The organism is Nitratiruptor sp. YY08-10, assembly GCF_016629565.1.
Classification (GTDB): Bacteria; Campylobacterota; Campylobacteria; order Campylobacterales; family Nitratiruptoraceae; genus Nitratiruptor.
The window spans coordinates 189,739-202,571 of sequence record NZ_AP023057.1; the positions used below are offsets into that span (position 1 = coordinate 189,739).

Genomic DNA, 12,833 nt, shown 5'->3' on the forward strand with positions numbered 1-12,833 from the left:
AAATCAAAATAGTTCGAATATGGCTACTGCTACCCAGATACCGACAGTCAAAAAGAGTGAAAGAAGAACTGCTGCTGCACCTGCATCTTTGGCGGCTTTTGCCAAAGGGTGATAGTTGGGTGAAGCAAGATCGACTATCCGTTCTATGGCACTGTTGAGAAGTTCTGCGATGAGTGGAACGAAAAGAGATGTTTGCAAAATCACTTTCGATAGAAGTGCAATCGGTAAAAGCCAAAAGAGTATGGAAAAGAGGATAAAAAGTATAACTTCTATTTTGAAACTAGTTTCACTTCGCCAACACTCGATCAGACCATCAAGTGCATAGCGAGCGTTTTTAAAAAGATGATATTTTGGTTGGTTTCTCATTGGACAAAAAAGCTTTGAGCCTCTTTTTTTGTCTCAAATGGAGATGTTTTGATGAGAGTTTGGCCTATTTGCACTTCATACTCACTTTCAGGTTTTGCTTTTGAATAGGTCAAGGCGATTTTCGCCGCCAGTTCTTTATCCTCGTTGCTCGCCGTTTTTGAAATGAGACTCAAAGGGCCTGGCAATGGCAGAGTGAATTTTTCGTATTTGGTCACCTCTATAGATCCCAGTTTCTCATTTTCCTCTTTGTTTCTACTTACTACCAGTTTTGCACCTCCGGGAAGTCTGAAGTGTCTGCCCCATTTGAGTACATCGATATCTTCAAGATCGAATGAGTCATATTTGATGTGGTCGCGTATTTTGGTACTGAAATTCTCGTCTGTCAGGAGGCATCCCCCACTTGGACTCTCATAATTTTCTATTCCATACTTTTTGGCAAGCTCCATCTGAACTTCACGGCTTCTGCCACTTATGCCATACAGTTTTTCCCTGTTGATCCATCCCTTTTGTTCAGGAATGGTAGGCGGAAGAAGTTTGGCACTAAGTGGTCTGACGATGAGTCCATCGGCTGTGGATAGGCTTTCTACTTTTTTGAGTGCATCAAATCGCTGACTCATGGGTCTTTGCCCTACAACTTCGCCACTGATGACAAAGTGGGCATCAAATTTTGGCAGCAGAGCTTTTGCGACTCGGATCATATTGGCATGACAGTCGATACAAGGATTGAAGTGTTTGCCATAGCCATATTTTGGATCAAAGAGAATATCTTGAATGAACTGTTCTCGAATATTGATGATTTCCAGTTTCGCACCAATTTTTTTGGCAATATTTTCCAGATACTCTCTTTTTTGTTCCGCGTTTCTACCACCGAATCCGGTATCAAAATGAAGGCCGATAACATCAACTCCTTGATCAATGATCAATTTCATAGCCAATAGACTGTCCAGTCCACCGCTAAAAAGTGCGAGTGCTCGTATCTTACTCAATAATCAACTCCCCATTTTTCAATTTTTTTATATTTTCTTTGTATTTCCGAATCAGAAAACTTTTTTGGTTGAATGGAAAATTTCCTTTGACAACCTTTTGGATTTTCTGTTCGTAATATTTTATCAAAAAAACTAATAATTCGCTTTTTAGATGCTCTTCGTCAAAGACTAAAATGTCTTCATTGAGCAAAATGGAGCGTATTTTTGGATGGTCTACTTGGTTTTGCAAAGCGAGTTCAAACTCCTCTTTGTGGTAGGTAAAGTGGCTTGTGTCGATAATATCCAAGATGATGTCTGCCGTATGGGGTTTTGTCAGCATCGTTTTTATAATGCTGAGCTCTTTTGGATCATGGACTTCCATTGTGTAATGTGCCTCTTTTTTTTGCTGTGGGTGCAGTACTATTTTAGAGGGCAGGATATTCAGCAATGCTGCCAAATACTCTTTATACTCTTCTTGCAAAAGAGGTGATAAAGTTTTGAGAAAGTCTATCCCTTCAAAGAGAGCTTTCTCTTTCTCTTTGGGGTTTTTAATGTCATATTTTTGTACGATTTTTTCGAGTACGAACTCTATGAAAGCAATCGGCTTTGCAAAGAGATGCTGCAATTCTTGTATCTGGCCATTTTTAACCATATCGGCAGGGTCCTGGTCTTGTGTGAAGATGACAACTCCTCCTTCGATATCTGCTTTTGTAAGTAGTTTAGAAGCCTTTAAAGCCGCTTCGATACCGGCTCTGTCTCCATCATAGGCAAGAATCACTCTGGGTTCGCCTTTTCGAAGAAGCGGCAGATGCGAAGGAGTCAAAGCGGTTCCCAGTGTTGCGACGGCATTTTGAAAACCTGCTTGATGCAGCATCACCACATCCAGGTATCCCTCACAGACGATGAGTTCTTTTTTCTTGTAGATCTCCTGTTTTGCAATGTGATAGCCGTATAGGATTTTTGATTTGTGAAAAAGTTTTGTTTCCGGCGAATTGAGATATTTAGCCGGATGATTTGTGATAGTTCTGCCGCCAAATCCCACAAGCGCTCCATTGGGTGAATAGATGGGAAAAGTGATACGCTCAACAAGTCTTGCATAGACTCGTCCCGAATCTTGGGAGAGGATACCGGCTTGGATAGCGTCTTGCAAAGGAATGAACTCTTTTTTGAGATATTGGATTTGTGTATTGCCCTCTGGAGCGTAGCCCAGTTCAAATTTTTCGATTGAATTGTTGGCAACACCTCTTTGTTTGAGATAATCGAGTGCCTCTTTTTTGGAAAAGAGCTCCTTTTTGTAGAGTCTGTTGATTGACTCCAATGCTTTGAAAAGATTGCTACTGGACTCTTTTGATCCCGTTCTTTGCAAAGAGAAGTTATACATCCCGGCAAGTTTTTCGATGGCTTCTGGATAGCTCAGCTTTTCGTATTCCATCAAAAACTTGATCGCATCTCCCCCTGCTCCACATCCAAAACAGTGAAAGATCTGTTTTGATGGACTGACAACAAAACTTGGGGTATCTTCTTGGTGAAAAGGGCAAAGAGCTTTATAATTGGAACCTGCTTTTTTAAGCTCGATATAGTTTCCTATGACATCAACGATATCGACGATATTTTTGAGCTGTTCTATGGAGTTCGGATCTATCATAGGGGTATTATAGTATAATTCCCACAAAGGAGCTTGCTTGGATTTTTTGGTGGGATACCGCGATCCTCTTTTCGGTCTCATTATCTTTTTTGGTCTGATTTTCATCATCTCTTTTTTTAGTTATGCCTGGGGCTTGCTGAAAAATAAAAAGCAAAAAAACTCCCTTGAACAGTTTTTTGAACGGTTTGATGAAAATGCCAAGTCAGAGCCTTTGCGGTTTTCAGGTGAGGAGAAGGAGAAAGAGGCGCTTGCACAGCTTGCCAAAGCCTATATGAAAAATGGGGATTTTGAAAAAGCGATAGGAATCTATCTGCAGCTAAAAGAGTCTACTGAGGATATGCAAGAAAGAGTGCTCATACTCAAGCAGCTCGCAAAACTCTACTACAAAGCGGGATTTCTGGCACGAAGCATTGAGATATATGAGGAGATTTTGCGGTATTTTCCAAGATCAGCGGATGTTCTTTTTGAGTTGATGCTGATATATGAGAAAATGAATGATATGCAAAACGCTCTTAAAATCAAAGAGGCTCTTGATGAACTCGGTCATACCAGTTCTGATACCAACTATCTCATGGCTAGAAAATTTATAGTTTCCAATGAAATTAATGATCTTGTGACGCTTTATAAAGAGCATCCTGCTCTTGTGCGAGTTATTTTCACCCATCTTTTCAAAACAGATCCCCAAAAGGCTTGGAGAGTGTTAGACCCGAAAGATTACGAGCAAATTGTTGATATTTTATGGAGACTGCCCAAAGATCAGATTCGAACAGACCACCCTTTTTTGCAGGCACTCTATACCGCCAAAGGGTATGGAAACTTTACAAAGAGAAGTGATATATTCGAGTTTGATGTTTTGATGCACTATCCAAATGCGGATCTTGATTTTGAATATCTGTGTCCAAAATGCAAAAACATCTTTCCTTTTGCCTATAGCCGGTGTCCCAATTGCCAAAGTGTGGAATCTCCGAAAGTAGAGCTGATTTTACGACCAAAGGAAGAAAAACGTGAAGAAAGTTTCTCTGTTTAGTGACGGATCGAGCCTGGGAAATCCGGGACCAGGAGGGTATTGTGCTATTTTGCGCTATAAAGACAATGAAAAGATCATCAAAGGAGGCGAACCCCATACAACCAACAACAGAATGGAACTCAAAGCTGTAATAGAAGGATTAAAGGCACTCAAAGAACCCTGTGTTGTAACCGTATATAGTGACTCAAATTATGTAGTACAGGCTATAAACTCATGGCTTTCAGGATGGATCAAAAAAGATTTCAAAAATGTGAAAAATCCAGATCTTTGGAAGGAGTTTATCGAAGTTGCAAAACCGCATCGCATCAAGGCGGTCTGGGTAAAGGGTCACAGTGGTCATGAAGAGAATGAGCGGTGTGATGAAATTGCCAAAGAGATGGCAAAGGAAGCAGGAATTGGATAGAATAACAAAAAAGAGAATGAGAGAAGAAGAAGCCATTCTTTTTCTCTGGTTCTTCTCAAGAGGTGATTGATGAAGCAGTTGGAAGAGTTTGAAAAAAAACTCGGTTACAGGTTTGAGGATAAAAAGCTTTTGAAAGAGGCGCTGACGCACAAAAGCTATAAAAGCCCCGTGAATAACGAGCGTTTGGAGTTTTTGGGTGACGCTGTTTTAGACCTGGTGGTAGGAGAGTATCTTTTTAAAAAGTTTCCCAAGGCAAACGAGGGAGAACTATCGAAACTTCGCGCATCTCTAGTCAATGAAGAGGGATTTGCAAAACTCGCACAAAAGCTTGATATCGGAAAATATATCTTCATCTCCCAAGCAGAAGAGAATAATCAAGGCCGAACAAAACCGAGTCTTCTCTCCAACGCTTTTGAAGCGGTCATGGGCGCTATATACCTTGAAAAGGGACTTGAAAAGGTTCGTGAACTCTCTTTGAAACTTTTGGAAGAGGCCTATCCAAAAATCGACCTGGACTCATTGTTTAAAGATTTCAAAACCGCATTGCAAGAATTCACCCAGGCACATTACGGTATAACTCCCACATACAAGCTTCTTGGCTCAAGCGGGCCGGATCATAAAAAAGAGTTTGAAGTGGCGGTGCTGCTCCATGAAGAGACGATTTCCACTGCAAAAGGGCGCAGTAAAAAGGCCGCCCAGCAAGAGGCTGCAAAAGAGGCACTCAAAATCTTGAAGGCACGTAATGAATAGTTTTGGCAAGCGACTTATCATGACGACCTTTGGGGAGTCTCACGGAAAAGCTATCGGGTGTGTTTTAGATGGCGTACCGGCAGGGCTGGAAATAGATGAAACGTTTATTCAAAATGAGTTGGATCGAAGACGGCCAGGAAAAAGCAAATTTGCTACGGCACGAAAAGAGCTTGATGAGGTGCAGATTTTAAGTGGCGTATTTGAAGGGAAAAGTACTGGTACGCCTATTGCGATGGTGATATTCAACAAAGATCAAAAAAGCAGGGATTACTCCAATATTAAAGATATCTTTCGGCCAGGCCATGCCGATTTTACCTACTGGCATAAATATGGCATCAGAGATTATCGGGGTGGTGGTAGAAGCAGCGCCAGAGAGACGGCAGCTAGGGTTGCTGCAGGTGCAGTTGCGAAGCTTTTACTCAAAGAGTTTGGCATTCAAGTAGAAGCTGGCGTGTGTGAAGTAGCTGGAATCGAGGCAAAAGAATATGATTTTGATTATGCAAAAACAAGTGAGATATTCGCACTAGATCCTCATGTTGAAACATTGCAAAAAGAGGCTATTCTAAAAGCTAAGGAGTTGCACGACAGTGTTGGAGGTGCGGTGCTCGTTCGAGCTACCAATCTTCCCGTGGGGTTTGGAGAGCCGATCTACTATAAATTGGATGCGGTACTTGCTGAGGCACTCATGAGTATCAATGCAGCGAAAGCGGTCGATATCGGTTTGGGTCGAGAAGCCAGTAGATTGTATGGATCCCAAAACAATGACCAGATCACTAAAGGGGGTTTTATTTCCAATAATGCCGGAGGCATATTGGGCGGTATCAGCAACGGTGAGGATGTGATAGCAAAAGTGTGGTTCAAGCCAACGCCCTCTATATTTCAAAAACAGCGATCCATCGATGTAAACGGCAATGAAGTCGAGGTTGAACTCAAAGGCAGGCACGATCCGTTTGTAGCTGCAAGGGGAAGCGTTGTTGCTGAAGCGATGATGGCTTTGGTCATAGCGGATATGCTTTTACTCAATGCAACAAGCCAGCTCTCTCATCTCAAAAAAGTCTATTTATAAGCCGATAATGAGACAAAGGAGATATCATGAATGTCTCAAGTGTCAATGATATAGCAGCATATTCCACATGGCAAAAACAGCAAAGTGTCAAAAACCACGTAGAAGTTTCTATGCTGAAAAAAGCGATGCAATTGCAGCAAGAGATGATGCAAAAGATGTTAGAGGGTATCCAGCAAGCAAGTGGTGCGAAAACACCACCTTCAAATCCAAACGGAACGATTAGCCTGTATGCTTAATCTTCGCTATAAGGAAGCTCTAGTGCTTTGATGTGCGAGATGGCACTGCCGGCAATCCCTTTGATGCTGGCGTACATACTGATTGTGTTTTCCAAAACCTTTTCGATCTGTTTTTGACGCTGCTTCCAGATCCTTGCCATTGCTCGTTTTTCTGCTTCAAGATCTTGTTGCATCTGAGTAAAGCCTTCCACAATCGCTTCGATCTGCATGCGAAACTCATCTGAGGTAAGATAGCTATAGAGCATCGCCATCTTCTCTCCCCTGTTTTCCTGGCTTTTTTTGATGAGAGCGATTTTGATGAGATTTTCGCGCAAAATGGCGCTTAGGGCTTTGAACTCTTCAAAACTGCATACCCATACTCCATCCAAAAGTCCCATACGATCCATTCCTTTTGGCATACTCTGTGTCACGAGCACCCCTATATCGCATCCGAGATTTCGCATATCGGCTTTAAATTTTTCGATCCACTCTTTTTTGAACTCTTTTGCTCTTTTGCTCTCATAGTATATTTTGCCGCAGTTTTGCAGCTCTCTTGTATTGACAATCTGGATACAGTCTGCTCCACGCTGCCCTTTTTTGATCTCTTCGATTGCATCGAATGGAAACTGATTTTTCAAATACTCTTCAATGGCAAGTTCTTGTACCTCTCCTCGAAGCTGCTGGGAAGTTAGTTCTGCTTTCCTTTTGGCTTCTTCAAGTTGATGTTTGAGATCTTCGAGTTGCTTCTCTTTCTCTTTGAGTTTGAGTTCATTTTCTTGAGCCAACTGTTTTGATAGCTGCTCTTTTGCCTTGGCAAGTTCTTCATTTAACTCTTTTTGGGCTTGCAGCCTGGCCTGCTGGATGGCTTCATCTTTTTGCCGTTTGAGTTTTTCTATCTCTATTTTTGCTTCGTTGAGCTCTTTGACTTGATTGCTTTTTTCTTCCAGCTCTTTTTTGAGATGTTCTATGATCGATTTTTGCTCATTTTCGAGCCGTTTTTTTATTTCCCTTTCTAGATTCTGCCGCTCTTTTGAAAGAAGCTCTTGAGCCAGTTGGTTTGCTTTTGCTTCAAGTGCTGTCTCTTTTGCTTTGAGAGCCTCTTCCTGGGCTTTGAGTTTTGAAAGCTCATTTTTATACTGCTTTCTATGTGCTTCGATCTCTTTTTGCAGCTTTGCCTTGGCTGCTTTTTCTATCTCTTCGTAAAGTGTCTGATTGATATCGATTTCATAACCGCAGTTTGGACATTTGATGGTATGCATCGGCTCTCCTAGAGTAGTTTTCACAATTATAGTAGATTCTTGTGATGAAGCGAAAAATAAATATGCCCAAAAGGGTAAGTTTTAAAATGCTTTTTCTTCGCTACAATTTACAATTGTTTCGCTTTATTGAATCAGTGCTAAAATAGTGTCGGTTGTAACGCTTTTGGGCGAAAGCTTTTTCTGTGAACAGGAGATAGACCATATTTTTTCATTGCCTCAATATGCTCTTTTGTACCGTATCCTTTGTGTTTGCAAAAGCCATATTCGGGATACTCTTTGTCTATTTCACACATGATGCGATCTCGTGTGACCTTAGCCAAAATTGAAGCTGCCATGACCTCTTTTATGGTTTGGTCAGCTTTGATTATGGGTTCAATGTTATCAACACCGAATTTCGAATTGCCATCGAAAATGTAACGCTTTACATAAAGGGTACTGATAATCTCTTTGAGTCCTTGGGTGATACAAGCTGAAATGCCTTTTTGATCAATTGTTTCGTTATCGATGATGACGATTTTGTATTGCGCTGCATTGATGATTTTTTCATAAAGCTTCTCTCTTGCTTGAGGCGAGAGTTTTTTGGAATCATCCAACTTATAGACTCTTTTTGTAAAAACAACTCCTGCCATCACTAATGGCCCTGCCAGTGGTCCGCGTCCTGCTTCATCAATGCCGCAAATTTGCAATATTTGCCTTTTAATTAATATTGTTTATATTCAAAATATTCAAAACTTTTATTTTGGTATAATATTATAATTTAGTAAATAAGGAATTGTCATGATAGTGTATAAGTCCAATACATATGGCACTCATGATAGTTTTCAAGGAGGTATTGTACCGGAGATTTAAAATTAAGAGAAGAGTGTAGTATTTTGGTATTGTAATCGATGAGCCATTTTGCTAATTTTTTATTGAATTCTTGTAAGTCTGTAAAGAGTACATCTTCATAGTATTGAATAAACTGTTCTTGAATTGTTCTATTAAATCGTTCATTGTGTGCATTCATTTTAGGGCTTCTTGGATAGGTCCAGTAGTGTGTAAAGCCTTTTTGTTCAAGCAGAGCGTCAAACTCTTTTTTAAATTCACTGCCATTATCAGAAAGAATTGCAAGTGTACGTTTATGTTTGATGGAAGTTATTCCATCGATGAGAGCTTCAAGGGCGTATGCAGTATGTTTTGTATGTTTAGAAGGAATTGCTACTGCAAATGCAATACGTGTGAGAGGATCTATCATCGTAAGGATATATCGTTTTATACCGTTTGAGACTATTTGGATGGTATCTACTGCCCAGAGTTCAAATGGTTTGGATTTGAGGTTTTTTGGTTTTCTATTTTTTTGAACTCTCTTTTTTGGTTTGACTTTTCCTTTTGTATCGATGCGATAAGGAAATATTCTCATTTTATCTGGTGCTTTTGCGATTATTCGTCCTATTGTTGATTCTGAGGGAGTTTTAAGACCTCTTTCTTCACAAAAGGGTTTTAAAAGGTGATAGAGTTTTGCTTTACCGATGTTGGGATATGCTTTTCTTAATCGTTTTATCTCTTTTATGACTTCTATTGGTACTTTTGACTCTCTTACTCTTTTTAGTTTGCGTGATTTTGGATTTAAGGCTTTGATATCACCATTTGCATCATTGAAACTTTTTTTCCATCGAAAAAGCGTTCTTCTACTTACTCCAAAAGCATCTATTGTAGCTTCCAATCCATACTTTTGCCAAAACTCCAGTATATTTTTTCTTCTTTTGCCTCTTCGCTTATCATGAGACTATTGTAATAGATTTTCTCTAATCTGTTATACCCTTTGAGCCCTGGAAATGTGTATCTGATTTGCACTCCTCTCTCTCCTTTAAAGAGTGCCAGATCTGAATGAACTTATGCAGATAGTAATCGAAATAGATGATTTGAAAAAAGATATACTAATTAAAAAAGGTTGAAAATGGAGAGGAGATAATTATTGAATTTGGTAAAAAACAAAATTTGCAAAAATTGTTCCAATAAAAAGCGAGAATTTGGCATTTTAAAAGGACTGGCTAAGATTCCAAAAGATTTTGATAAGGAGGTTGAAGAGATTAATAAAATGTTTTATGGTGAATAATGAAAATTTTAATCGATACTCATATTTTTTGTGGCTTTTGTATGAACCTGAAAAACTTTCAATCTCTATTTTGGAAACTTTAGCAAATGGAGACAATGATCTTTTGTTAAGTTCTATCAGTTTAGCTGAAATTTCTATCAAAAAATCTCTTCATAAATTAAATGTTGAATTTGACTTGGATTTTGTTTTAGAAAAATTGGATATAAAAATTTTAGGTTTTGATGCAAAAAGTGCGATGAAGTTGTATGAACTTCCCTACTTTCACAAAGACCCTTTTGACAGGATGCTTATATCACAAGCTTTAGTCCATGATTTGCTTGTTGCAACTGTTGATGAGAAATTCAAATTTTATGAAAAAAATGGGTTTAAAACTTCTTGAATTTTAGCTTCTAATAATTTCATCAGTACCTTAAAAATTCACAAATATTAACATTTAAAACTTTTGCAATCTTGGTTAAATAGGCGATATTAAAGTGTTTAAGTTTTTTGGATAATTTAAGATAGCGACTGACCCCTAATTTCTGATTATGGCAAAGGTTTTAATCCAAGTTCTTTTAAAAAACTGTTATGTTGCATCTTTGCATCTTTTATATCTTTCTCTATTATTAAAAGTTCTTTATAAACTTGATCCAAATCTACAAGGGGTTCTGGTTCAATCGTACTTACGTAGCGAGAGATGTTGAGGTTATAGTCATTTTCTTCTATCTCTTTTAAAGAGACTCGCCTTGAGTATCGATCCTTTTCTTTGCGATAAGCATAAGTTTCTACTATCTCATCTATATGTTCATCAAGTAATTGATTTTGACGCTTTCCTTTTTTAAAATATTCTGATGCATTGATAAAAAGTATATCATCCTCTTTTTTACACTTTTTTAATACCAAAATACATACAGGAATTCCAGTAGAGTAAAACAGTTTTGGTGGTAATCCTATAACAGCGTCAATATTACCATCTTTGATAAGTTTTATACGTATCTTTTTTTCTACTCCTCCACGAAAAAGCACACCATGGGGTAAAATAATAGCCATAGTGCCATCTTGAGAGAGATAATGAAATCCATGCAGTAAAAATGCAAAATCAGCAGCTGATTTTGGCGCTATGCCATAATCTTTAAAGCGAAAATCATTTTTCATCTCTTTACTTGGATCCCATTTGTAGCTAAAAGGGGGATTAGCCACCACAGCCTCAAAACTTATCTTTTTTGCTGGGTTTTCTTCGCGCAGCATATCCCAATCGTTTGTAAGTGTATCACCATGAAATATTTCAAACTCACTATCTTTAAGTCCATGTAATAGCATATTCATTCGAGCTAAGTTATAGTGGTAATGTTTTTTTCTTGCCCATAGATTTTACCAATACCATAACGTCCCATCTGTTTGCGGACATTTAAAAGCAGCGAACCCGAACCACAGGCAAAGTCGTAAACGCTTTGTAGCCTTTCCTTTTTACCTCGTGTAGGATCTTGGCTATCAAGTGTTACAATACGAGAGAGAATCGTTGAGACTTGCTGAGGGGTATAAAATTCGCCAGCTTTTTTTCCACTGCCTGCCGTAAACTGCCCTATAAGATATTCATATGCATCTCCTAATATATCACGATCATCTGGAAATTTTTCAAGTCCTTTTGCTATCTCTTTGATAATTTTTGCAAGCCTTTTATTGCGCTCGGTATAATTTTTACCAAGTTTATCACTATCAAGATTGACTTCTGAAAAGAGTCCACTAAAATTTCCCGCAAAAGATTCGTTCTCGATATATTTAAAAGCGCTTCTTACTCTTGTTAGAAGATCTTCACTTTCTTGTTTTGCAAGTTTGACGATATTATTCCAAAGAAAATCTGGCTTTATAACATAGTGTATTTTTTGGCGCATATAGTTTTCAAACTCTTCAATATCATCTTTATTTTGCTCATACCATATCTCAAGTGGTAGTTTATTATCTTGGGCTTTTGGATAATCGTTTTCAAGCTCTTTAGCTACAGCTTCTTCATAATTGCTTGATAAATATTTAAAAAATAAAAATGCCAACATATAGTCTCTAAAATCATCCGCATTCATCGAGCCTCTTAGCTCATCGGCTATCGCCCAAAGTATCTTGCCTAATTCTTGTTGCTGTTCTTCGCTCATTGCTCTACCTTTTAGTTAAAAATTTGATAATTGTTTCATTTAAGCCTATTTCATTAGAATTAATTGAATATTCATCGATTAAGTTCAATATATTTTTTGAAAAACTATTAGTATTTTCTATTACTTTAAGTAAATCTTTCATGATGAGTAATGTGTGTGATAGTTTAAATTCTTTTGATGACAGAACTTTTTATACTGTTTTGGTATTTCAAATTTATGTATAAAATTATGATTCCAAATTCTGCTATGGTGTGCGCATCTGTTTCTCACTTCTGTAAAATGATATAAAATTGAGCTAAAAACTTTTGGCGATTTGATGTTATACTCTTTTGCTATCTGCTTAGTATCTTTTATGTTTAAGTTCCTTATCCATTTAGAAAGCTCTCCAAAAGTCATAAACTCTACGCATACCCAAAGAGGTGGAAGCTCCTCTTCGTATTTTTCTTTAAAATGGTTTATATAGACTTCATCACTTTTAATAAAACTCTCTTTTAGTTTAATAATGCTCTCTTGATGATATTTTTCATTATCAAATATCGATTTATCAAGGTGTATATGAGAATTGTTATATCTTGTGGTAAGGTAATTTGCAAAAATGGACTTTATCGAATTCTCTATTTTTTCTATATAGCTTAGAAGAATATCCCTTAACTTTTTATCAAACTCGTATAGCTTTATCACATCTTCAAATGTTGCTTTTATACCTTTTTTTTCATAATAGAGCCAATAACCTCTAAGCTTGTAATAGTTACAATGCTTTAAATAGTGCAAAGCTTTTTTTCTATCGTTTATTTGAATATTGTAAAAACTTTCAATATGATTTAGTTGTTTTTGGAGAGTTAAAGAAGGTTTATTAAATTTCATAGCGACCCCTCCATTTGAGCTTGCCTTACGGCAGAGGCTTGAGGGGTTCTAT

Annotated in this window: 14 protein-coding genes and 1 pseudogene; 6 read left to right on the plus strand and 9 right to left on the minus strand. The window is 38.0% G+C overall.

The window, feature by feature from the left end:
- Positions 1 to 3 precede the first annotated feature (3 nt).
- From JG735_RS01050 to dnaG, 3 genes are read right to left on the minus strand one after another with little or no spacing between them, the layout of a single operon-like run.
- Positions 4 to 366 (minus strand): diacylglycerol kinase, encoded by a 363-nt coding sequence (locus tag JG735_RS01050; protein ID WP_201335020.1) that lies wholly within the window; start codon positions 364 to 366, stop codon positions 4 to 6.
- Entirely contained in the window at positions 363 to 1,343 is a 981-nt protein-coding gene (locus JG735_RS01055; RefSeq protein ID WP_370583461.1) for an argininosuccinate synthase domain-containing protein, read from the minus strand. Before JG735_RS01055 ends, JG735_RS01050 begins: the two co-directional genes overlap by 4 nt.
- A gap of 1 nt (position 1,344) precedes the next feature.
- A complete protein-coding gene (gene dnaG / locus JG735_RS01060) occupies positions 1,345 to 2,976 on the minus strand; it encodes a DNA primase (protein ID WP_236584105.1) in 1,632 nt (543 codons plus the stop codon).
- Between the two features lie 37 nt (positions 2,977 to 3,013).
- Between dnaG and JG735_RS01065 the strand changes: the two genes are divergently transcribed.
- The 5 genes from JG735_RS01065 to JG735_RS01085 all read left to right on the plus strand — a co-directional run bounded on the left by JG735_RS01065 (position 3,014) and on the right by JG735_RS01085 (position 6,458).
- Positions 3,014 to 4,003 carry a lipopolysaccharide assembly protein LapB gene (locus tag JG735_RS01065; RefSeq protein ID WP_201335023.1) on the plus strand — a complete coding sequence of 330 codons (990 nt, stop codon included), beginning with the start codon at positions 3,014 to 3,016 and terminating at the stop codon, positions 4,001 to 4,003.
- Positions 3,981 to 4,406 (plus strand): ribonuclease HI, encoded by a 426-nt coding sequence (rnhA, locus tag JG735_RS01070; protein WP_201335024.1) that lies wholly within the window; start codon positions 3,981 to 3,983, stop codon positions 4,404 to 4,406. Before JG735_RS01065 ends, rnhA begins: the two co-directional genes overlap by 23 nt.
- A 69-nt stretch (positions 4,407 to 4,475) precedes the next feature.
- Positions 4,476 to 5,156, plus strand: a complete 681-nt coding sequence (gene rnc, locus JG735_RS01075; RefSeq protein ID WP_201335025.1) for a ribonuclease III — start codon at positions 4,476 to 4,478, stop codon at positions 5,154 to 5,156.
- Complete coding sequence (gene aroC, locus JG735_RS01080) at positions 5,149 to 6,222, plus strand: chorismate synthase (RefSeq protein WP_201335026.1); 1,074 nt, start codon at positions 5,149 to 5,151, stop codon at positions 6,220 to 6,222. The genes rnc and aroC overlap by 8 nt, the downstream gene beginning before the upstream one ends.
- 26 nt (positions 6,223 to 6,248) lie before the next feature.
- Positions 6,249 to 6,458: a putative motility protein gene (locus tag JG735_RS01085; protein ID WP_201335027.1), complete on the plus strand. Its 210-nt coding sequence runs from the start codon at positions 6,249 to 6,251 to the stop codon at positions 6,456 to 6,458.
- Here JG735_RS01085 and JG735_RS01090 read toward each other — a convergent pair.
- From JG735_RS01090 to JG735_RS09725, 4 genes are all read right to left on the minus strand, one after another.
- The gene (locus JG735_RS01090; RefSeq protein WP_201335028.1) at positions 6,455 to 7,696 is read right to left on the minus strand and encodes a DUF2130 domain-containing protein; all 1,242 of its coding nucleotides are present in this window, start codon (positions 7,694 to 7,696) and stop codon (positions 6,455 to 6,457) included. The two genes, JG735_RS01085 and JG735_RS01090, sit on opposite strands and share 4 nt — an antisense overlap.
- 137 nt (positions 7,697 to 7,833) lie before the next feature.
- Positions 7,834 to 8,382 (minus strand): ribonuclease HII, encoded by a 549-nt coding sequence (locus tag JG735_RS01095; protein WP_201335029.1) that lies wholly within the window; start codon positions 8,380 to 8,382, stop codon positions 7,834 to 7,836.
- 89 nt (positions 8,383 to 8,471) lie between these two features.
- Complete coding sequence (locus JG735_RS01100) at positions 8,472 to 9,398, minus strand: DDE-type integrase/transposase/recombinase (protein WP_236584107.1); 927 nt, start codon at positions 9,396 to 9,398, stop codon at positions 8,472 to 8,474.
- Positions 9,383 to 9,529 carry a hypothetical protein gene (locus JG735_RS09725; RefSeq protein ID WP_236583925.1) on the minus strand — a complete coding sequence of 49 codons (147 nt, stop codon included), beginning with the start codon at positions 9,527 to 9,529 and terminating at the stop codon, positions 9,383 to 9,385. Before JG735_RS09725 ends, JG735_RS01100 begins: the two co-directional genes overlap by 16 nt.
- Positions 9,530 to 9,756: 227 nt before the next feature.
- Here JG735_RS09725 and JG735_RS01105 point away from each other — a divergent pair, with 227 nt between their 5' ends.
- The gene (locus JG735_RS01105) at positions 9,757 to 10,170 is read left to right on the plus strand and encodes a type II toxin-antitoxin system VapC family toxin (protein ID WP_201335030.1); all 414 of its coding nucleotides are present in this window, start codon (positions 9,757 to 9,759) and stop codon (positions 10,168 to 10,170) included.
- A gap of 146 nt (positions 10,171 to 10,316) precedes the next feature.
- On the opposite strand, the pseudogene JG735_RS09925 reads toward JG735_RS01105, so the two are convergent.
- Both JG735_RS09925 and JG735_RS01120 read right to left on the minus strand, forming a co-directional pair.
- Positions 10,317 to 11,917 (minus strand): annotated as a pseudogene (locus tag JG735_RS09925) (type I restriction-modification system subunit M).
- Between the two features lie 138 nt (positions 11,918 to 12,055).
- A complete protein-coding gene (locus JG735_RS01120) occupies positions 12,056 to 12,781 on the minus strand; it encodes an Abi family protein (RefSeq protein WP_201335033.1) in 726 nt (241 codons plus the stop codon).
- Positions 12,782 to 12,833: the final 52 nt, after the last annotated feature.